We start from the raw sequence: 19,667 nt of genomic DNA on the forward strand, positions 1-19,667 counted from the left end.
GCATAAAGCTTAGGACACGTCACCAGAAAACACAGCCTCCTCACCAAAACCAACACCGGCGATACCCCCGCAACGTCAAGCGCCCCAGGCCATGAAGACCTAGGGCGCCCGAAGCACGAACTACATACTCGACAACGAAGGGCCAAGAATCGCCAGCGTATTGATGGCAATACCAGCCACAACCACACCAACCGCCAGCGGCACCATCATCGAAGCCGGAAGACCAGTAGCCTCCGAGAACTGCTCCGCCTGGTAGCTCGACATGCTTTCAATCACGGCCATCGGATCCATGAGACATCTCCTTGAGATAGAGGGACAAAAGCCTTTCAAGCATAAAACCTCGGACTAAGCCGCACGACCAGAAACGAAAATCTCCCGCCAAGTCTCCAGCACACCAATAGTCACGCCCAGCTCGGCCGCAAGGCGCGCCGGGTGCGGGCCGTAGATAGCCTCGGCCGCGGCGTAGTCCACTGGCGAGATGAGGAGCTTGGCGGCGAAACGCTCGGCGCGAATTTCGTGGGGGCCGACGTGTCCTGGTGGATCGTTGTAATGAGCGTGCCCGAGCTCGTGAGCTAGGGAGCAAAGCGTTTGGGTGTCGGACATGCCGAGACGGACGGTAATCGAGTGGCGATGAGGAAGCCATGCTGCTTTGGGGCCGTCCTGGTGCCAAACGACACGGTAACCGCACCGCTCGGCCACATCGATTAGGTCATCAATCAACCGGATCCTCTCCTCGCCGTTCACGTTCCGCGTCCTCGTCGATGGAAGAGTCCGCGGCGTGCGGCTCACTCCAGTCGAATTTCCGGACAGTGCCGTCATCGTAGTCGTCGCCGCGGACATGAACCTCGGCCTGGCTAGACCGACGGCGAGCGAGCTCATCGACTGGTTCGTCGCTGATGAGCTGGAGCCTACGCAGGAGCTCATCGGTTAACTCTTCATCCGTGGCTCGGCTCAGTGCGGTCGTCGTGCCGACTTCCTGGATCCACTTCGCTGAAATGAACCCAAGGTCAACCAGGGCGACGACGGGGGATTCATCGTATGCCTGCGCAATCTTGATGATGATGTCTGCGCTTAGTTCGCCAGCTTTAAGCTGCCGGCCAAGCGTGGCATCGGAGATATTGGCGCGCTCGGCGACCCGTCGGTTCGAATCGTTGCGAGATACGCGCTTAAACCAAGTCGTGTGAGTCTCATGCATGGCCTAAGCGTAACAATCGGCAGCGCGTGCGTCAATTTGATAAGGGGTATAACCTGCGCGTTTATGACATTGCGGTAATTCTGCTTGCGTAATTACCACTGGTGCAGCATAATGATGGATGTGCAGCAAAGTAATGCACTAATTTCAAGGAGGACCTATGGCCGCAAGGCTTGACCCGTCGGTAATCGATCAGCTCCGAGAAAAGTACGGCTTCAAGAATTATGAGCAGGTTGGAAACAAGCTCGGTCGCACTTCGCACACAGTGCGCAAGTGGTATCACGGCCAGACGCTGCCGAGCGTGCAAGACCTTGTGAAGCTGCAGTTTCTCACTGGTCGGCCGTACGGAACCATGCTCATCATCCAAAACGAGGATGTCGCTGCTTAGCAGCACCACCGCCCACCGTTCCTGGGATATGGGGATAGTCCAGGAGCGCACCGCACAACATCACAAGGAGAATCACCATGTCTAACATCGACGCGCTTCTCGCTCCCGAGGTCACCGGAGAGCGGTGCCAGGAGCTCATCGCCGACCTGCGGCACACCCTGCACAAGCTCGCCGCGCTCAACGAAGCCATGAACAACGTTCAGTGCGACAAGGATGGCAAGGTACGCGACGAGCTGTACCCCGAAGAGAAGAAGTGGATTAACGAGTCCCTGGGGTTGATGGGCCACATGACTTCGAAGGTCAATACGCTCTGCGACTTTCTTAGCTTCGACGGCTACCCGGCAAAAGACGATGACGACACCGATTAAGCAGCTGGAAACGCGCGCACTGCGCCCGTTTACCACGGAGACCGATTACCAGGTCACCATGAACGGCCGCACATGGATAGTCGTGCTTCATCGCTACTCCGATGGCCTGCTGCTCATCCAGCACGCGGACATCAAGGACAAGTTCACCGGCCACTGGCTTGACCCGTCCTCGGAACTCGCCGCCGAAATCAAGGCCGCAGTCAACGAATTCATCACCGACACCCAACCTAAGGAGGCTCCCGCGAATGTCTGATATTCAAATCTTCGACTTCCAGGAGAACGCTGTACGCGTCGTCATCCAAGACGGCGAGCCGCGTTGGGTCGCCAGCGATGTCGCTAAGGTCCTCGGATACCGCGACGCCGCGAACATGACGCGCATGCTCGACGAGGACGAGAAGGCTACTCACAATGTGAGGACTTCGCAGGTCAGCGCAGAATTAAGGCGAATGACTGTCATCACCGAGGCTGGGCTTTACGCCTGCATCCTCAAATCTCGAGTCCCCGCCGCGCGCGATTTTAAGCGCTGGGTTATCCACGAGATACTGCCGGCCATTCGCAAGCACGGCGGCTACCTCACGCCCGCCGCGGCCGAGGAAGCGCTCACCGACCCGGACTTCATCATCCGCTTGGCCACGCAGCTCAAGGAAGAGCGCGCCCGCACCGCGGAACTGGAAGGCCCGGCCAAGGCATGGTCCACGTTCCAGGAAGAGGACGGCGACTACTCGGTCTCCGACGCCGCGAAAGTCCTCTGCCGAGACCCGACCATCGAGATCGGACGCCAGCGCCTTTTCGATTTCATGGCCGAGCAGAAGTGGATCTTCCGCGTCACTGGTCGCCGCGCGCACTGGGTGGCATACCAGGACAAGGGAATCAAGACCGGCCGCCTGGTCCAGAAACTCTCCGGCAGCTTCTTCAACGAGCGCACCGGGATCTGGGAACAAGGCACACCCACCATCCGAATCACAACAAAGGGGCTCTACGACCTCCACCAGCTACTCGGTGGGACAACCCAGTCGCCCCTGCACATCGCCTAGGAGGCCCACATGAGTACATCAACCAGGACGAAAGCCTCCGACTTCGTCAACACCGCCGAGGCATGCGAGCTCCTGCGCTGCTCGCCGCCGACCCTGCGCCGCTACGCGCGCGCCAACAACTGGGACCGCGTCCGACTGTCCAAGCGACACGTCCTCTTCCGCCGCTCCCAGCTCGAAGAATTCATCAACAAGAACACCTACTGCGTCCACTAGGAGAGACCATGACCAACCCGTACAACACCGAAGCCCACCTCGCAGAGACCAACCCGTACAACACCGAAGCCCACCTTGCAGAGACCAACCCGTACAACACCGAAGCCCACCTTGCAGACAACACCACCGTCACCCCGGACAACAAGGCCGAACTCAACCCGACCACCCCGGAAACCCCCGCAACGCCTGCCGATGCCGCGCCGAAGCCACGCCCCCGCACCCAGCGCCGCCCGCGCGCCCGCGCGCATGCCCGCACCAACGCCGGACGTGGCCACCACATGCACATCGAGAAGAACCCAAACGGCACCATCTCCCGCGTCCTCATCGACGGGGCAGAAGTCCCGTACAAGCTCGCCGACATGCTAGCCATCTCTGTCGACGTTAAAGACGGAAAGACCACGGCCACGCTGCCCATCATCATCGAGTCTGTCAACATGCGCCCCCGCGCCAAGAAGGTCGACTAGGCCATGTCGAAGCACCGCAAGAACCCACCGACAGCAACCGACCCGACGCCGCCGCGCACAGCGCTCATCTTCGTCATGGTCGTCCTGCTCATCCTCGCACTCGCGACCGCGCTCGCATGACCACTCATGACCACTAACGACAACTACCAGCCGAAGGTCTTCCTCTCGCAGGCCCCCGCCGGACTCGACGAGCTCCAGGAGCTCATCCGCATCACCGGCTCGACCCACGTCCAGACCACCACCGGCAAGGTCTACAAAATCTTCAGCCAACTCAACAAAAAGTCCGTCCCCCTCAACCACGCAGGAACCGGCCCCCAACGAATCCCGTACTCAAAGGTCGAATCCTTCGGACGACTCAACTAGCCCCAAAGGAGCACACCATGAACAGCGTCCTCTTCATCCTCATGGCCATCGCCATCGTCGTTCTCGCCGTAATGGTCGAATTCGTCGACCGCCGCGCCAACCGCCTCGAAACCGCCATCCAAGGACTCAACGCCGACTGGGACCTCATCGACCGCGACATCACCTCCGCCCTCGACGCCATTGACTTCATCAACCCCAACGCTCTCGAAGCCACCCGCCGCCCCGTGCGCTCCATCGCAAACCCGGACGGCCCCGCAGCCGCCTAACCCACCCGCCAGGAGAACACCATGGGAACCCTGCGAACCACCCGAGTCAACTACCCACCGCGCAAATACCTCATCGGAATCGCACGCGACAAGCACAACACCTACATCGCCCGCGCTTCCATCTTCAACGCCATCCCCGCCATGCCCTACACGACAGCCATGCAAGCCTACGAACCACGCCGGGCACGCACGGGCGCTTACTACACGCTCGGGCAAGCGCGCGCATTCGTCGGCATCCTCAAGACCGACGGCCACGGGGACCAGGCGCGCGAACTCGACCGACTCATCAACTGGGCATCGCAGGCAGCCCGCGACCATCTCGGCCCCATCGGAGGAAATCGTGCCTAATCACTACTGCAACTTCTGCAACTCGGAGATCCGCTGGGCCACCACACCTCGAGGCACCCGCATTCCACTCGAGGCCTCGCCAGACCCTAAAGGCCGCTATCTCCTCACGTTCACAGGCGGCCCACGCCAGAAAGACAAGCGCGTCATCGCCACCTACGTCGACGAACCTGAGGCCACCAAGCTCCACCACGAAGGCGAACTGCTTTGGGCCCGCCACAACACCGAAAAGTGCTCCGGCCCACGGCCACCCGTACCGCCCGCCATTCGCGCCCGTCTCCAAGCTCGAAAGAAGAAGCCATGACTACCCGCGAACCCGTCCTCACGCTCACCGCGTACCTCGTCGAAGAAAACACCGACGACCTCAAGCAAATGGGAATCGAAGTAGCACCCGCTGAGCTCGAGTTCCGTTCCTCGCTCTCCAACGGCCTGCAGATGAAGATCCTCGCCGCAGCCCTCGCCCGAGTCGGAAACAAAGTCCTCGAACAGGACCGCTCCAACTTCGTCGCGTACGTCGCCACCATCGCAGAGACCATGTACCACGAACTCGAACTCCACGTCGCCGCCGGCGGAACCGTCAACTCCTTCGCCAGCAAAGTCTTCAACCAATGCCATGAGTGAAGAAACCGACGCCGAAGACTGGTGGGCCAAGCTCCCCACCAAACGCAAGATCCAAATCCACAAATACCTCGCACGCCCGGACGCACTACCCGCAGCAACCCCCGGACAACTCGCACTCATAGCAAAGGAAGGAGACACATCATGGACACCACCAACCTCATAGTCGAACACGACTTCTGGAAATCCGCCCTCAAAGCCGCCAAAGTCGTCGCCGGACGAGACGAACCCTACGACGTCGTCCAACTCCACCTGGACCTCGACACCGAAGAGTTCAAACTCACTGCCACCAACCCCAAAGCCACCCTCGTCATCAATTTCGACGCCGAATTCGTCAACTTCATCGCCGAACGCGACGAAACCGTCGAATTCGCCAAGCGCGACCTCGACGCACTACTCCACATGAAATTCGCCAAAGTCGACAACGACGAAGACATCCTGGTCGGCATCAACATCACAGACCAAGCCATCACCATCACCGACGAATCTGGCTTCGGTCTCGGACTTAACACCTCCCACGCCACCACCATCCCACGCAACCCCGAACTCGCACCCCTCGGAGACCCCGTCCGCGCAATCCGCAACGCCGCCAACGACATCCGCAACAACACCACGACCCGGCTCACCCCATACCCCGAGCAGACCGACACCATCAACAAAGTCCAGGCCAGCTTCAAACGCCGCGCCACCCTCAACCAAATCGACACCAACCCCGCAGCCGCCGCCGACGCCACCTCCAAAATCCTCGCCATCGCGCCGGGATGGTCGCTAACAACGACGGCCTACGAGCAGCCGGCGGAGCAGACCCCGCCGACTGATGGGGACGAGGCCCCGGCACCGCTGTCGTTTGAGGACGGCGAGAGACCTGGACTTCGCATTGTGCGAGCTCACCCGAATACCCGAATTTCCTAAGCAGGAGGAAACAATGGCAGTCAACTTCCAAGTTCGGATCGACACCGAGCAGTCATCCATCCCGGAGCTCATCGCGAACATCGCAGACCTCGCTCCAAACGAACTCACCGAAGCGATCCGCATGTGCCGCATCGCCGCCGAACTCGACAGCATTCCCACCGGACGACCGTTCGCGTTATTCATGAAAGACTTCATCGAGCTACCCATCGACTCGATTGTCCGCAATACCGCGGGCAACGCCTTCCAAAAGGTCGACGCCAACACTTGGGAAGCGGTTGGCGAGACGAGCGAGTACAGCAACTTTGATATGGCGATGATCGCCGGCCGCTGGACCATCCTCTGGAACCCTTCTGAAAGCAACGTATCGACCGCGTTCTACGACCGCGTCCAGGTCGAAATCTTCGGCGAGAAGGTCGCGATGACGCGGCAAACCCGCGACCAACTGAAAGCGCTGATCTCGAAGGCTGCGTAGAACGAAACGAGAAAACCAAGCATGAAAGACCATGGCCTCCTCGCCGAAGGGCAAGGAACCTGCCAACGGCGAGAAAACCGCCCAGGAGTTCCCGGCAACCCTCCGGACGTATGGGAAGGACGACGAGAAAGAGAAGACCAAGCGAGCATCGAACGCCGCCACCGCGCCGCCCGCATTCTCTGCCACCGCTGCCCAGCACTCGCCGAATGCGAAGAACGACTCGCCGAATACGAGCGCGAAGGCAAGTCCGTCGACGGAGTCGTAGCCGGCCGCTACAGCGACGTCCGAATCTGGTCTGTCAAGGAATACCAGTCCCACTGCAACGGCTGCGGACGCGCCCTCGTCCCGCAACATTCCACGCTCTCGGCGCGCCGGGCTGGTGGAGCAAAACACATGGGAGAGGGCCTGTGTAAGAAGTGCTATTCGATACTAAGGAGAAAGAATCGTGGAATTTAAAGAAAGCAACGTACGGCTTCTCGTGGATTGGCTTAACGAAACGCCTAGTAAAAGCAGAAAGTCCGCCAACACCGTCCATTTCATCCCAGACCGGGCGGTGCTCCGCGATGTGGAATAAGCAAGCCAATTGCCCACGCTGTGGAACCCCGATCCGCCGCTCTTCAAACCTCTGCCGCGACTGCTATGCCAAGGAACGACCGAAGAAGAAAGTGAACCACTGCGCCGACTGCGGGAAGGCAAAGAGGGGACATCGCTCTCCACTCTGCCGAGACTGCGCCAACCGCAGAGTTCACCTTCGACACGTCGAAGAGTGCGAATACACACTCGACGAATACAACTTCATGCGCTCCTGGGGAATCACCCACGACTGCGCCGTCGACAGACTCTCACGAGCTCTCGGAGTATCGCCCCGCGGAATCGACCGCCGAATCAAGGAAGCCACCAGCGCAAAGGAGCAAGCAGCATGACCCACCGTCGCACGAGACCACCGCCGGCACCACCCACGACCACATCTGACCAACAACGACACGGAGGCGACAATGCCCTGGCTGCGAATAGGCGACAACGTCTCCACGCACCCCAACATGTCCAAGCTCCTCGCATCGACAAAGCTGGACCACGCGCAGAAGAACGAAGCCTTCGGCGTCCTCGTCCAGATGGCCGCCGTCTCCGCAGCCCACCTCACCAACGGAATCATCGAACTCGGACTCCTCGCCCAAATCGCGCCGGGCCGCGAGCGCCTGGTGCTCGAGCTACTTAAAAAGACCGGCGTGGCCACGGAAAAAGAACTCAATGGACGAACCGTCATATCCTTGCAACTGGACGACGAGGAATTCCTCCACATCCGCCGCAAGGAAGAAATCGAGCAGGACCGCAACCGCGCAAAAGACAAGCGCACGCCCGGCCTCCTCGCACAGGTGAGAGTCCGCGACGGCGACTCCTGCCGATGGTGCGGAAAGTCCGTCTCATGGAAGAACCGCAGCGGCTACCGCGCCGCGACCTACGACTCGCTCACACACCATAAGGACTCGTCCGTCGACTCCCTCGTGGTCTCGTGCAAGTCCTGCAATTCCAAGCGCGGCAACGGAGAAGAACTCAATCTCATCCCAGCACCCGAAAGGCCGATATACGGACAACAAACAGTCGACTTTGTAAACAGCGACGCATGGTGCCGAGACAACGGCATCCACATCAACCTGACCGAACCCATGCTCCCCATCGAAGAAGCGAAGAAGGCAGCAGACACGAACAGAAGCGCCCACAATGGCGCACGCTGGGAGACCGGAGCGCCCGAACCCGCCGACAACGATGAGGAACCCGAATGGGTCAACGCATCACCCGAACGCATGGCAGAGATCATGGCCGGGGCAGCAGACATGAACAGAAGCGCCCACAATGGCGCACGCTGGGAGACCGGAGCGCCAGCCGACCATGACACTCACCGCGACCAGCCAACGCCGGAGACTGCAGCAGACACGAACAGAAGCGCCCATGACGGCGCACGCTGGGAGACCGGAGCGCTCTCGAAGGACAACGACTGTGAGCACCAGGCACCGAAGAAGGCAGCAGACACGAACAGAAGCGCCCACGATGGCGCACGCTGGGAGACCGGAGCGCCCGACACCGGTGCCGCACCGCCAGAAAACCTGGGTCGCGATCCAGGACGCTCGGGTGACGAGGCTAGGAACGTCGGGTCGGGTAGGGACGGGTCGGGTCGGCCAGGGTCGGGTCGGCCAGGGTCGGGTCGGCCAGGGTCGGCAAAGCGATCCGGAAAACGGAAACGAAGAGGAAAACGTGGAGGTAGAGGATAAGTAATGCTTGATGAACTGTTACTCAATGAGCTAGACCGTGGACTGGTCATGCTGGCTCGTGATGCGCCGGGACTCGACGCGCTGCTCGAGCCACGCTCGCCGAGCAGTGGTGAGAACGCTGGCAAGCCGCCGGCACGTCGTGGGTCGAAGCCGCCGGTGTCGATCTCCATCCTGGACTTGAAGCTCGAGACCGAGAAGCTGGTCGGCTTCTGGTGTGGCCAGCTCGCAAGCGAAGACCCGGACGCAGGCAGCGTGCCTGCCGAGGCTGGGCTCGTCGGTCGCACCTCGTGGCTGCGCGCACGACTGGCCATGCTGACGTCGAAGCCGTGGGGACAAACGTGTGCCGAGGAGCTCGTCGCCCAGGCACTCGTCGTGTCCGACGTAGTCTCGCCAGGCCCGGCACTCAACGACCCGACACCCATCGAGGTCGGCACGGCCCGCGAGATAGTCCAGTGGGCGCGATGGCTCGGCCGCTCGGTCTCACGCTCGCAGGTACAACGATGGGTCAAGGACGGCATGATTCCATCGGAGTTAGCGCCCGATGGCCGCCGGTTGATTCGCCTGGCTGACGTGCTGGAACTCGCGCCGGGCCGCTCGGATTCATTTCTGGGCCACCAGTTGGTCTAAGCTACGCTTGTACCCGCTGGGCCTAGATGAAGTCATTTCGTCTGGGTCCTTTGTCATTTCCGCTTGGAGGTAACCGCGATGGGCTTTGATTCGAGGTACGCGAAAGAGCTCAAGCGAACGTTCCGCGAGGAGTGTCGGCAGGCAAACCTCGCGTGCTGGATATGCGGCCAGCCCATCGACTACGACGCGGCGCCGCAGACCTCGAATTCCTTCGAGCCTGACCACTTTTATCCGCAGTCGACGCACCCGGAGCTCGCCGAGGACAAGTCAAATCTTCGTCCTTCGCATAGCTCGTGCAATCGCTCGCGTAAGGACGGAATGCCGATGCCGAGCCTTGGAAGCCTATCCGAGGTCTGGTAGCCCGCCTTCCGCCCACTCATGACCGTCCTGACCCAGCCTGGGGGAGGGCGGTCAAAATCACGAGCAGAATTTTCACGGCCGGGTGTCGGCGGGTGAGCTGTCCTCTCTCCCCGCGCGACCTCCCCCTATCGCCGGTCGCGATAGAGAGCCTGACTTAACTAACCGGAGGTGAACCTCGCATGACCGAAAACAACCGCCATATCGGCGAGCTGGAGGCCGCTCTGGTCGCCTCCATCGACGAGCTGCCGGAGGAACCTCCGAAGCAGTTCGGAGCGGCGATCACCATCGCCCGACTCATCGCCTACAACATCGACGAGGCCATCGACACCGACACCGAGACCGCGACGAAGGCTTTGTACCTCTCACCGCACCTAATCAACGTCATGAAGCCGCTCGGACTGTTCCCGACGGAAATCGAGTCCAACAGCGGCGGCTCGGGACCCGGTGCCAAGGCCCGAAAGACCGTGATGGAGCTCATGAATGACTACAAGAAGCGAACCGGAACGGAAGGGTAAAACCGAACCGCGCTTCTTCACGCCACCGCTACGCGAACTCACACCGGAGACCACCAAGGGCTTCGAGGTCATCGAGTTTGCCGCGCTCCTCGGAATCACGCTCTACCCCTGGCAGAAATGGTGCCTCATCCACGGCCTCGAGCTGCGACCCAGCGGCGAGTTCCGCTTCAAGCGCGTCATCATCGAGGTCGCCCGCCAGAATGGCAAGACGCTCCTCATGGTCGTACTCGGCCTCTGGCGACTCTTCCAGTACGGCGCCGCACACGTCCTCTCAGCCGCGCAGTCGCTCGGCGACGCAGACGAGACCCTCGACGAGGCGTTCCTCATCGCCGCCTGGAACCCCATCCTCCGAGCATGGCTCCCAGACAACCCGCGAGCCGACGAAGAAGACGACAAGTACAACGGCGCATGGCGCGCCCGAGCCAACGGCAAGACCGCCATGAAGCTCGCCGCTGCACCCGTCCCCGAAGTCCTCGACGTCGCCCAGAAGATGCCCATCTGGTCGCTCGCCGTCACCAGCCGCAAGGGCGGCCGCTCCAAGTCAGTCGACCTCGCGCTCCTGGACGAGCTCCGCGAACACCTCGATTGGGAAGCCTGGAACGGCATCGTCCCCACCAGCCGCAACCGACCGCACTCGCAGGCCTGGGGCTTCTCAAACGCCGGAGACGCTCGCTCGGTCGTCCTCCGCTCGCTCCGCGACTCGGAACTCAACCGCGCACACGACGGCCGCGACGACACGCTCACCGCCTTCTTCTCGTACTCCGCAGCCCCCGACGCCGACATCCTCGACCCCGACGCCCAAGCACAGGCCAACCCGTCGATGGGATACTCCAACATCACCGCCGAATCGGTCATGCAGGAAGCCCTCGACGCCCTCGCAGCCGGCAACGAAGCCGGATTCAAAGCAGAGAGCCTCTGTCAATGGCCGAACACCACCCAACCCGGACGCATCCCCCAAAGAATCTGGAAAGCACTCGCAGACCCAGACTCGCACCGCGCGCCGGGCGCCGAGGTGTTCTGTGCCGTCGACGTCACCAACGAAGGCAAGGCCGCACACATCGCAATCTGCTCCCGCCGCGACGACGGACTCTGGCACATCGAAATCGTGGCCAGCCGCGCCGGGTTCCGCTGGGTGCCTGGCTGGTTCGCACAGCGCTTCGATGCGCCGTGGTTCACCAAGTCCGTCGGCATGCAGGTCAAAGGTTCGGCCTCGGCCACCCTGGCACCGCTCCTGCGCGACATCGGTATTGAGATCGAAGAGTGGCAAGGCACGAACATGTCGGCCTCCGTCCTCGGTTTCCTCGACGAGGTCGAGAACGGCGGCATTCGCCACCGCTCCCAGCCTGTCCTCGACGTCTCCGTCGAGGGCGCAATCGACCGCAAACGCGGCGACATCTCCATCTGGGACCGCGTGAACTCCGCGACCGACGCCTCACCGACAGTCGCCGCAAACATCGCCTGGTGGATGGCCACGCGAATCGAAGAAGAAAAGCCCTTCGTCTCCGCCTACGCGGCAGACGATTACGACCCTGACGACAACGACGAACTTCTCGAGGAAGACGTCGAAGAAATCGACGATGACGACCTGCTCATCGTCTAAGAAGGAGGCACCGCATGGGACTTCGCGACCTGCTAGGCCTGAACCGCGCCGACTTCGGGAAATCGACGGACTACGACTACCTCGACACTCGTATGCTCACGACGTACGCCTCCGAGGTAACGCGCATGCCAGCGGAGCAGCTCTGGGCCGAACAGCCGCACCTGCGCACCGTCATCGACTTCATCGCGCGCCAGGTCTCGAGCGTGAGCTTGCACTCCTACATCCGCGAACCGGACAACTCGCGAATCCGCGACCGCGACTCGAACGTCGCGCTCCTGTGCCGCCGCGCTAACCGCGACGAGACGATGTCTGCGCTCATCGCCGGAGCCGTGCATGATCTGTGCATCTACGACGAATTCATCTTCATCGTCCACGAGTCGCCAGACGGCCCGCCTGAGCTGCGTCGTATCCCGCCGACCTGGGTGATGAACTACTTCTGGGACACGCCCTGGCGACTCAAATCCATCTGGATCCGTGACGACAAGCATGGCACCCCGCTGGAAGTCCCCGGAGAACGTGTCATTCGCTACCACGGCTACAGCCCGCTCACCACGAAGTACGGGATGACGCCCATCGAGGCGCTGCGTGACATTCTTCGCGAACAGCTCGAGTCCGCGGCCTACCGCGCACAGCTTTGGAAGAACGGGCCACGCCTCGGCGGCGTTATCACCCGTCCGCAGGGAGCCGAATGGGACCAGAAGGCCCGCCAGCGCTTCAAGCGCTCCTGGCGAGCGCAGTACGCGGGCCGCGGAACCGGGGCCGGCGGCGTGCCCATCCTCGAGGACGGCATGAAGTTCGAGGCATTCCACCTCAGCGCGGAAGACGAGAAGATAGTCGAAGTCTCCAAGCTCTCGCTGCAAACCGTCGCTTCGATTTATCACATCCCGCCCACGATGGTCGGCTTGCTTGATAACGCGAACTACAGCAACGTCCGCGAATTCCGCAAGAGCCTCTACGGTGAGGCACTCGGCCCCATCTTCAAGCTCTTCGAGGAACTCATCAACGAGTTCATTCTGCCTGCAATGGCTACCACCATCGGAGTAGAGCTGGAAAAGGTCTATGTCGAGTTCAACCTCGACGAGAAGCTCCGCGCCAGCTTCGAAGAGCGAGCGTCCGTCACCGCCACCGCAGTAGGCGGCCCCTTCATGACCGTTAACGAAGCACGCGCCCAGCAGAACCTCCCCAAGGTCGAAGGCGGCGACGAGCTCCTGCGCCCGCTCAACCTCGGCACATCCACCAGCAACAACAACGACCAGGACACCGTCGCCGACGACGACCCGCCCGAGGAGGAATCATGATCAACCTCATCTCGCTAGGCGTCAACAACGGACCACCGCCCGAAGGCGCCGACATCTACATCGACTGCCGGCAACTCTTCGACCCATCACCGATAGTCCAAGACCTCCCCGGCATCCACCCCGAAACGCGCGCCCTCGTCATCAACTCGACTCCCGCGGCACCGGCGCTCATCGAAACCGCCGCCCACGCCGCACACCGAATCGACCAGCTCGCAGGAACCGCAACTATCGCCGCCTTCTGCAGCGCCGGATACCACCGCTCCGTCGCAGTCATCGAGACCATCGCCCGCGTCCTCGAGGACAACCTCGGCCACGCTCGCACCGACCTCAACATCGCACACCGTGACTTAGGAGGCACGCCATGATTCACGTCGTCATGGGCCCGCCCTGCTCCGGAAAATCCACCTTCGTCGAGCAGAACGCCGCGCCGGGCACCCCGCGCTGGGACTTCGACAAGGTCGCCAGCACCTTCGCCGGAGCCGACACCGCCCACGAGATTCCCCAGCCTGTCCTCGACACCACGATGGCCGCTCGCCGCGGCCTCCTGGGCTGGGTCCTCGACCCGGAAAGCCAGCCCCCGGACATCTGGATAATCCACGCCCGCCCCTCGGACTCGCTCATCGCGCGATTCGCCGGAGTGCAAGCCGAGTTCCATCTCCTGGACCCCGGTATCAACGAATGCCTCGCCCGCGCCATCCGCGAGGGCAGACCCGCCCACACCGAAGACACGATCCGGGCCTGGTACGAGAACCCGCCCGAAATTCCACAGAAAGGAGGTGGCTCCATGCAGAAGAAGCGCATCGACGTCCAGTTCAAGGCTGGCGAGGACGCAGGACTCGGAGAAGGCACGATGACCGCCTACGCCAGCGTCTTCGGCAACATCGACCGCTACGGCGACGTCGTCATGCCCGGAGCCTTCACCGAATCCCTCAAGGAATGGGCAGACTCCGGTCGGCCTATCCCGCTGCTCTACGGCCACCAGTTCTCCGACCCGTTCTCCAACATCGGCAAGGTCACCGAAGCCGTCGAGGACGAACACGGACTCAAGATCGTCGCCGAATTCGACCTCGACAATCCCAAGGCCGCGCAGGTCTACAAGCTCGTCAAGGAAAAGCGCATCTACCAGATGTCGTTTGCCTACGACGTCCTGGACGCCAAGGAAGCCGAACGAGACGGAGAGTACGTCTTCGAACTCCACCGGCTCAAGCTGCACGAGGTCTCCGTCGTGCCGCTCGGAGCCAACGAGGAAACCGAAATCCTTGACGTCAAGGGACTCGACGAGTCCCAAGCACAAGCACTTCGAAAAGCCGTGGACGCGTTCAGCGAGGCCATGACGAAGGTATTCGCTCACTTCTCCGAGGGCATCAAGGACACCCGAGTCCTTGAGGCTCTGCTCGTCGGCCAGGAGAAGCAGAGCAACGACCCCGAACCCTCCACCATCGACCCGACCCCCACCAAAGGTGAGCTCGACATGCTCACCGCACACCTCGACCTCCTTGGAAAGGAAAACACCAATGACTAGCACCACCCTCCTCAAGCGTCGAGACGACGCATACGCCGCAGCAAAGGCCTTCCGCGCCGAGCACTCCAACATGTCCGCCGACCAGCTTGACGAGTTCAAGGGACTCATCGCCGAAGTCGATAAGCTCGACGCCGAAATCAACTTCGTCAAGGACGCCAACGCAGCCAGCGCGCGCCTCGAGGAACTCGGCCAGGCCGATGACGACCGCAAGGCCGCCAACGAAGCCCGAGCCAAGTCCCTCGGCGAGCACTTCGTCAAGCAGGCCCTCGCCCGCGACATCCTCGCCAAGCGCGCCTCCGGCGAGCGCATCACCTTCTCGTCCACCGAGTTCGACGGCGCCAAGGCCGCCTCCGATCCCATGAAGGTCACCGGAACGGCCTCCCAGACCGGTGGCTTCCTCACCTTCTACGACCGCACCATCGTTAACCAGCGCCGCCAGGAGCTGGTGATGGCCGACATCATGGGCTCGGCAAACGTCACCCTGCCGACCATCAAGTACCTCGTCGAAAAGTCCAAGCGTATCGCTGAGGGCGCAGTCGGCAGCGTCGCCGAGGGCACCGCCAAGCCCTACGTCCGCTACGAGGACTTCGACGTAGTCACCGAGTCCCTGACCAAGGTCGCCGCGCTGACCAAGCTCTCCGACGAGATGGTCGAGGACGCGCCCTTCGTCACCGATTGGATCAACAACCAGCTCCTCTACGACCTCTCCCTCAAGGAAGAGAACGACCTCCTCCAGGGCTCCGGCTCCGGCTCCGACATCACCGGCCTGCTCAACCGCGACGGTATCCAGACACACACCGCCGCTTCCCAGGAAGTCTGGGCAGACGAGCTCTACAAGGCAGCCAGCAAGGTCCGTCGCCTCTCGCCGTACAAGGCCGACGCCTTCGTCCTCAACGACCTCGACTGGGAAATCCTTCGCCTTAGCAAGGATAAAAACGGCCAGTACCTCGCAGGAGGCCCGTTCACCGGCCAGTACGGCAACGGCAACATCATCGAGGAACCCCGCTTCTGGGGCAAGCGCGTCGTCACCACCGACGCCATCGCCGCCGGCACCGGACTCACCGGCGCATTCAAGCAGGGCTCCATCGTCCTGCGCAAGGGCGGTGTCCGCGTCGACCTCACCGACACCAACGACAAGGACTTCGAGAACAACCTCGTGACCATGCGCGCCGAAGAGCGCCTCGGCCTGATGGTCCCGATCCCCGCAGCCTTCGTCAAGGTCACCCTCACCGGCACCACAGTGGAGGGCTAATGACTGACCACCGCAAGCTCTACAAGGTCACCGTCCGCGGCACCGAGTACACCCTGCTCCTCACCGAAGAGAGCGCAGCGAAGTACCCGAACGCCGTCCTCGTCGACGACTCCACGCCCACCGCGGCGCCTACCGACGCGCCGGGCACGCCCGACGTCGAAAACCAGGAGCAGACCGACGACACAGGTGAGGCGACCACGAGCACGTCCAAGGCAAAGACCACCAATTAACGCCGCGACAAGGAGGACACCATGACCACTCCCAACGCCGCGCCACCGGAAACCCTCATCGACGCCGCCCGCGCACAGATCAAGATCCTCGCAGGCTGGAACATCTGGCCCGCCAAGGAAGAAGACCTCACCGCAGACACCCGCGTCGAAACGCTCATCCACGACGGCGAAACGCTCATCGCATTCCTCCCCACACTGCTCATCAACGAAGTCCTCAAGGTCACCATCGACGGAAACGAAATCCCAGACGACGACTACTTCGTCGAGTCCACCGGAATCATCGAAGTCGACGACAGCAGCGGCCGCTTCCGCCGCGCCCGCCGCCTCGTAGCCACCGTCAATCACGGCTACGACAAGGAACCCGCCGAACTCTCCGCCATCGCCCAGGCCATGGCAGTACGAGCCGCCAATCCACACGGCTCCATGACCGTCGGTGGCATCTCCCTCGGAGGCACGACCGCGCCCACCCTGCAATCCACAGAGTGGCGCACCCTCGACGCCTACAAACTGGGGCCGCTGCCATGACCATCTTCACCGAGAGCATCACCATCATCCGCCCCGGCCGCAAACGCGGCGACTACGGCGGCTGGGACGAAGATTGGAACAATCCGACGGAAATCCCCATTGACACCCCAGTCTCCATCCAACCCGCCGGCAGCGACGAGCAAAACAGCACCACCTCGCAACTCATCACCGCCCGCTGGAACGGATTCACCCAACCACCGCACCTCATCGAGGAACTCAAAAGCGGCGACCTCATCCGCGTCAACAACTGGCCACCTGGTTCCAACATGTGGGCAGTAGCCAAGGCCGAGCACTGGCGCTCCGTCCTTCCACACACCGAATTCGCACTGGAGGAAATCAATGGCGCAAATCGACATTGATACCGACGCAATCTTCATGCAAGTCATGGCCGACCCCAAAGTCGACGCCAAAGTCCAAGAACGCGCCACCAAAATCGCCAACCGAGCCCGCCGCGACCTCACCAAAGCAGGAATCGACGCCACCGTAAAAGTTGAACCCCACGCAACCCCCACAGGCCGCGCCGCCTACAACGTCACTGGCACCGTCTCCGACAAAGACGCCCGCACCGCAGGACGCATCGCGCGCCGGGCAGGAAGGACGATCCGCCGATGAAAGACCTCGACATTCTCAAGGTGGCCATCGAGCAGGTCTCCGCCATCCTCGGCGAGGACATGTGGGTCGCCGACCGGCTCCCGCGCGCCGAAGACCTAGCGGAGAACTTGCCCGCCGTGGTTATCGACGTCCTTCCCGGAGACGAGGTCACTCCCTGGGGAGGCGAGGACGGCATTGTCGTCGGCGAGCTCCTCGCTCTGGACGTGGAAATCATCGCCGAGTCCCGCGCACAGGCAACGCTTATCGCAGCCGACGTGCGCGCCGCGCTGCACCAGCTGCCGTACCAGGACGGGTTAGGAGTCCGCTGGGTGAACTGCCCGCGCTTCGCCACCCGTGAAGACATCAACCATCACATTCGCGTGCTGGGCACGACGGTCGACGTCGGCGCCACGCCCAACTAACAATCAACCGCTTAACCCCGCTGCCACACGGCCGCGGGGTTCTTCCATGAATGGAGTAATTACATGGCACAGCAGAACACCCTTGAAGGCTTTAACGCCTCCGCTGCCCGCGTCGGTATGACCGGCGCCGTACGCCACGCTGCTCTCGGCGAGGCCCCCGTGCCGATGGGCACGAAGTACGACACCACCAAGCACAAGAACTACGGCTACCTCGCACCCGATGGCCTGGAAATCAGCTTCGACGAGGACAAGCAGGAATACATCCCGTGGCAGGAAGTCAACGCCATCCGCACGGACATCACCAAGGCCGTCAAGGCGATCAAGTTCACGCTCTGGGAGACCACCATCGAGAACATCGCGGCCTTCCTCGGCGTCCCGGTCTCCGACATCAGGGAGGACGAGAAGGACAACTTCTCTTTCTATGAGGGCGCGCTGCCGAACTTCCCGCACGAGTGGCTCTCCCTCGACGTTGTCGACGGTGATAAGGCCATGCGCCTGACCCTGCTCGACGCGAAGATCACCGAGCGCGGCTCCATGGTCTTCAAGAAGGACGAGATGTTCGGCCTCGAGGTCACCTACAACACCTTCCCGGCAGGCGAGGACTACGAGTCCGTCGATGGCGCGCGCGGAAAGACCGCGCACTGGCAGTTCAACTCGGACTGGGCCAACGGCACCGACACTGCCTCCTCGTCCACGACCGACGGTGTAACCCCGCTGTCGTTCACCACCGCCGCCGACCTTGGCTCGTCCTCCACGACGGTCTCCGAGACCGTCGCCGCAACCGGCGGCACCGAGCCGTACACGTACTCCGTCGCCGCTGGCGCTCTGCCGACTGGTGTGAAGCTCGACGGCGCGACGGGTGCCATCACCGGCACCGCAGAGACCACCGGCGAATTCACGTTCACCATCAAGGTCACTGACGGGAAGTCGCTGTCTGCGTCCCGAGAGTTCACTCTCAACGTCGTGTAGCAGACCCCTGGGGTGGGGTGCAGGAGACATCTCCTGGCTTGACTCGCCTGCACCCCTCCCAAGCACCTGCACCAAGGAGTCAAGCCACTAACCAGACTTAAAAGGAGTCAAGCCATGACTATCAATGTTGAAGAGCTCTACGCACAGCGCGCAGAGACCACCGGCGTCGCCGGAGACCGCGTCCCCTTCGAGTTCGCCGGAAAGAAGTTCAGCTTCCGTGACCCGCTCATGCTCTCGGACGACGACAAGGACGAGCTCGCCGAGCTGTCCTTCGACTCGGACATCGCCGAGTTCTACCTCGGCCCGGACGAGTACGACCGCCTGCTTTCGACCTCGTCGAAGGTCACAGCAGAGGACGGCACTGAGTACACCATCCAGGGCGGATCCAGCGTGTTCTTCCTCGCGTTCCGCGCATACCAGGACACCGCAATTGAACGCGATGCAGAGGGAAAATCCTCACGCCCGAATCGCTCCTCGCGTCGCAAGGCGGCCCGGAAGCGTGCGAAGCGGCACTAGAAGCCCACTACGGCTGGGATGTCCTCGCCGCCTACTGGCGCGGCGACATCACCTTCCGCAAGCTCCGTGTCCTCGTCACGTATCTCCCGGCCAACGCGCCGACGCACTGGCATAAGACGGACGGCCAGCCGTTCCCCGTGGAGTCCGCGCTCCTGTGGCGCACCACGTGGGCGCTTGCCGCCATCGCCAACGGACTTGCAGGAAAGAACAACAACGTCTTCAAAGACATGCCGCAGTTCCCCTGGGAGAAAGCCAAGAACGCGCAGCAAACCACGTTCGGCAGCTTCGGCAACCACAGCCCCGAGGAAGTCCTCGACTACCTCGATTCTCTTTAACGC

34 protein-coding genes are annotated in these 19,667 nt (G+C 62.0%); 31 read left to right on the forward strand and 3 right to left on the reverse strand.

Annotation, left to right across the window (positions count from 1 at the left end):
- Window positions 1-120: 120 nt before the first annotated feature.
- From ACUY3D_RS02700 to ACUY3D_RS02710, 3 genes are read right to left on the reverse strand one after another with little or no spacing between them, the layout of a single operon-like run.
- Window positions 121-291: a hypothetical protein gene (locus ACUY3D_RS02700; protein ID WP_448240286.1), complete on the reverse strand. Its 171-nt coding sequence runs from the start codon at window positions 289-291 to the stop codon at window positions 121-123.
- A 54-nt stretch (window positions 292-345) separates the two neighbouring features.
- Entirely contained in the window at window positions 346-819 is a 474-nt protein-coding gene (locus tag ACUY3D_RS02705) for an ImmA/IrrE family metallo-endopeptidase (RefSeq protein ID WP_448240332.1), read from the reverse strand.
- Complete coding sequence (locus ACUY3D_RS02710; RefSeq protein WP_448240287.1) at window positions 713-1,195, reverse strand: hypothetical protein; 483 nt, start codon at window positions 1,193-1,195, stop codon at window positions 713-715. The genes ACUY3D_RS02705 and ACUY3D_RS02710 overlap by 107 nt, the downstream gene beginning before the upstream one ends.
- 157 nt (window positions 1,196-1,352) lie before the next feature.
- Here ACUY3D_RS02710 and ACUY3D_RS02715 point away from each other — a divergent pair, with 157 nt between their 5' ends.
- The 31 genes from ACUY3D_RS02715 to ACUY3D_RS02865 all read left to right on the forward strand — a co-directional run bounded on the left by ACUY3D_RS02715 (window position 1,353) and on the right by ACUY3D_RS02865 (window position 19,664).
- Window positions 1,353-1,580, forward strand: coding sequence for a transcriptional regulator (locus ACUY3D_RS02715; RefSeq protein ID WP_448240288.1), 228 nt, complete (start codon window positions 1,353-1,355; stop codon window positions 1,578-1,580).
- A 77-nt stretch (window positions 1,581-1,657) separates the two neighbouring features.
- Complete coding sequence (locus ACUY3D_RS02720; RefSeq protein ID WP_448240289.1) at window positions 1,658-1,948, forward strand: hypothetical protein; 291 nt, start codon at window positions 1,658-1,660, stop codon at window positions 1,946-1,948.
- Window positions 1,932-2,201 (forward strand): hypothetical protein, encoded by a 270-nt coding sequence (locus tag ACUY3D_RS02725; protein ID WP_448240290.1) that lies wholly within the window; start codon window positions 1,932-1,934, stop codon window positions 2,199-2,201. The genes ACUY3D_RS02720 and ACUY3D_RS02725 overlap by 17 nt, the downstream gene beginning before the upstream one ends.
- Window positions 2,194-2,982: a phage antirepressor gene (locus ACUY3D_RS02730; protein ID WP_448240291.1), complete on the forward strand. Its 789-nt coding sequence runs from the start codon at window positions 2,194-2,196 to the stop codon at window positions 2,980-2,982. Before ACUY3D_RS02725 ends, ACUY3D_RS02730 begins: the two co-directional genes overlap by 8 nt.
- Before the next feature lie 9 nt (window positions 2,983-2,991).
- Window positions 2,992-3,195, forward strand: a complete 204-nt coding sequence (locus ACUY3D_RS02735) for a helix-turn-helix domain-containing protein (RefSeq protein ID WP_448240292.1) — start codon at window positions 2,992-2,994, stop codon at window positions 3,193-3,195.
- Between the two features lie 8 nt (window positions 3,196-3,203).
- Window positions 3,204-3,659 (forward strand): hypothetical protein, encoded by a 456-nt coding sequence (locus ACUY3D_RS02740; protein ID WP_448240293.1) that lies wholly within the window; start codon window positions 3,204-3,206, stop codon window positions 3,657-3,659.
- 126 nt (window positions 3,660-3,785) lie between these two features.
- Entirely contained in the window at window positions 3,786-4,022 is a 237-nt protein-coding gene (locus tag ACUY3D_RS02745) for a hypothetical protein (protein ID WP_448240294.1), read from the forward strand.
- A gap of 17 nt (window positions 4,023-4,039) precedes the next feature.
- On the forward strand, window positions 4,040-4,288 hold the full coding sequence (locus ACUY3D_RS02750; RefSeq protein WP_448240295.1) for a hypothetical protein: 249 nt from the start codon (window positions 4,040-4,042) through the stop codon (window positions 4,286-4,288).
- 21 nt (window positions 4,289-4,309) lie between these two features.
- The gene (locus tag ACUY3D_RS02755; protein WP_448240296.1) at window positions 4,310-4,636 is read left to right on the forward strand and encodes a hypothetical protein; all 327 of its coding nucleotides are present in this window, start codon (window positions 4,310-4,312) and stop codon (window positions 4,634-4,636) included.
- Entirely contained in the window at window positions 4,629-4,937 is a 309-nt protein-coding gene (locus tag ACUY3D_RS02760; RefSeq protein ID WP_448240297.1) for a hypothetical protein, read from the forward strand. Before ACUY3D_RS02755 ends, ACUY3D_RS02760 begins: the two co-directional genes overlap by 8 nt.
- Window positions 4,934-5,254, forward strand: a complete 321-nt coding sequence (locus tag ACUY3D_RS02765) for a hypothetical protein (protein ID WP_448240298.1) — start codon at window positions 4,934-4,936, stop codon at window positions 5,252-5,254. The genes ACUY3D_RS02760 and ACUY3D_RS02765 overlap by 4 nt, the downstream gene beginning before the upstream one ends.
- Window positions 5,255-5,395: 141 nt before the next feature.
- The gene (locus ACUY3D_RS02770; RefSeq protein WP_448240299.1) at window positions 5,396-6,163 is read left to right on the forward strand and encodes a hypothetical protein; all 768 of its coding nucleotides are present in this window, start codon (window positions 5,396-5,398) and stop codon (window positions 6,161-6,163) included.
- Window positions 6,164-6,176: 13 nt separating this feature from the next.
- A complete protein-coding gene (locus ACUY3D_RS02775) occupies window positions 6,177-6,635 on the forward strand; it encodes a hypothetical protein (protein WP_448240300.1) in 459 nt (152 codons plus the stop codon).
- Window positions 6,636-6,666: 31 nt separating this feature from the next.
- On the forward strand, window positions 6,667-6,900 hold the full coding sequence (locus tag ACUY3D_RS02780; protein ID WP_448240301.1) for a hypothetical protein: 234 nt from the start codon (window positions 6,667-6,669) through the stop codon (window positions 6,898-6,900).
- A 775-nt stretch (window positions 6,901-7,675) separates the two neighbouring features.
- Window positions 7,676-8,902, forward strand: a complete 1,227-nt coding sequence (locus ACUY3D_RS02785) for an HNH endonuclease (protein ID WP_448240302.1) — start codon at window positions 7,676-7,678, stop codon at window positions 8,900-8,902.
- Window positions 8,903-9,079: 177 nt separating this feature from the next.
- The gene (locus ACUY3D_RS02790; protein ID WP_448240303.1) at window positions 9,080-9,529 is read left to right on the forward strand and encodes a MerR family transcriptional regulator; all 450 of its coding nucleotides are present in this window, start codon (window positions 9,080-9,082) and stop codon (window positions 9,527-9,529) included.
- Window positions 9,530-9,607: 78 nt separating this feature from the next.
- Window positions 9,608-9,889 (forward strand): HNH endonuclease, encoded by a 282-nt coding sequence (locus ACUY3D_RS02795; RefSeq protein WP_448240304.1) that lies wholly within the window; start codon window positions 9,608-9,610, stop codon window positions 9,887-9,889.
- A 179-nt stretch (window positions 9,890-10,068) separates the two neighbouring features.
- Complete coding sequence (locus ACUY3D_RS02800) at window positions 10,069-10,404, forward strand: terminase small subunit (RefSeq protein WP_448240305.1); 336 nt, start codon at window positions 10,069-10,071, stop codon at window positions 10,402-10,404.
- Entirely contained in the window at window positions 10,370-12,004 is a 1,635-nt protein-coding gene (locus ACUY3D_RS02805) for a terminase large subunit domain-containing protein (RefSeq protein ID WP_448240306.1), read from the forward strand. Before ACUY3D_RS02800 ends, ACUY3D_RS02805 begins: the two co-directional genes overlap by 35 nt.
- Window positions 12,005-12,018: 14 nt before the next feature.
- Window positions 12,019-13,302: a phage portal protein gene (locus ACUY3D_RS02810; protein ID WP_448240307.1), complete on the forward strand. Its 1,284-nt coding sequence runs from the start codon at window positions 12,019-12,021 to the stop codon at window positions 13,300-13,302.
- The gene (locus ACUY3D_RS02815) at window positions 13,299-13,667 is read left to right on the forward strand and encodes a RapZ C-terminal domain-containing protein (RefSeq protein ID WP_448240308.1); all 369 of its coding nucleotides are present in this window, start codon (window positions 13,299-13,301) and stop codon (window positions 13,665-13,667) included. Before ACUY3D_RS02810 ends, ACUY3D_RS02815 begins: the two co-directional genes overlap by 4 nt.
- Window positions 13,664-14,824, forward strand: coding sequence for an HK97 family phage prohead protease (locus tag ACUY3D_RS02820; protein ID WP_448240309.1), 1,161 nt, complete (start codon window positions 13,664-13,666; stop codon window positions 14,822-14,824). Before ACUY3D_RS02815 ends, ACUY3D_RS02820 begins: the two co-directional genes overlap by 4 nt.
- Window positions 14,817-16,076, forward strand: coding sequence for a phage major capsid protein (locus tag ACUY3D_RS02825; protein WP_448240310.1), 1,260 nt, complete (start codon window positions 14,817-14,819; stop codon window positions 16,074-16,076). Before ACUY3D_RS02820 ends, ACUY3D_RS02825 begins: the two co-directional genes overlap by 8 nt.
- The gene (locus tag ACUY3D_RS02830) at window positions 16,076-16,306 is read left to right on the forward strand and encodes a hypothetical protein (protein ID WP_448240311.1); all 231 of its coding nucleotides are present in this window, start codon (window positions 16,076-16,078) and stop codon (window positions 16,304-16,306) included. Before ACUY3D_RS02825 ends, ACUY3D_RS02830 begins: the two co-directional genes overlap by 1 nt.
- Window positions 16,307-16,327: 21 nt before the next feature.
- Complete coding sequence (locus ACUY3D_RS02835) at window positions 16,328-16,831, forward strand: hypothetical protein (RefSeq protein WP_448240312.1); 504 nt, start codon at window positions 16,328-16,330, stop codon at window positions 16,829-16,831.
- Window positions 16,828-17,190: a hypothetical protein gene (locus ACUY3D_RS02840; RefSeq protein ID WP_448240313.1), complete on the forward strand. Its 363-nt coding sequence runs from the start codon at window positions 16,828-16,830 to the stop codon at window positions 17,188-17,190. Before ACUY3D_RS02835 ends, ACUY3D_RS02840 begins: the two co-directional genes overlap by 4 nt.
- Window positions 17,171-17,443, forward strand: coding sequence for a hypothetical protein (locus ACUY3D_RS02845; protein WP_448240314.1), 273 nt, complete (start codon window positions 17,171-17,173; stop codon window positions 17,441-17,443). The genes ACUY3D_RS02840 and ACUY3D_RS02845 overlap by 20 nt, the downstream gene beginning before the upstream one ends.
- Window positions 17,440-17,844 carry a gp17 family tail completion protein gene (locus ACUY3D_RS02850; protein WP_448240315.1) on the forward strand — a complete coding sequence of 135 codons (405 nt, stop codon included), beginning with the start codon at window positions 17,440-17,442 and terminating at the stop codon, window positions 17,842-17,844. The genes ACUY3D_RS02845 and ACUY3D_RS02850 overlap by 4 nt, the downstream gene beginning before the upstream one ends.
- A 63-nt stretch (window positions 17,845-17,907) precedes the next feature.
- Window positions 17,908-18,813: an Ig domain-containing protein gene (locus ACUY3D_RS02855; RefSeq protein WP_448240316.1), complete on the forward strand. Its 906-nt coding sequence runs from the start codon at window positions 17,908-17,910 to the stop codon at window positions 18,811-18,813.
- Window positions 18,814-18,927: 114 nt separating this feature from the next.
- Window positions 18,928-19,329, forward strand: a complete 402-nt coding sequence (locus ACUY3D_RS02860) for a hypothetical protein (protein ID WP_448240317.1) — start codon at window positions 18,928-18,930, stop codon at window positions 19,327-19,329.
- A 137-nt stretch (window positions 19,330-19,466) separates the two neighbouring features.
- A complete protein-coding gene (locus tag ACUY3D_RS02865; protein ID WP_448240318.1) occupies window positions 19,467-19,664 on the forward strand; it encodes a hypothetical protein in 198 nt (65 codons plus the stop codon).
- The last annotated feature ends 3 nt before the right edge of the window (window positions 19,665-19,667 follow it).

This window comes from Corynebacterium guaraldiae, from assembly GCF_053480195.1.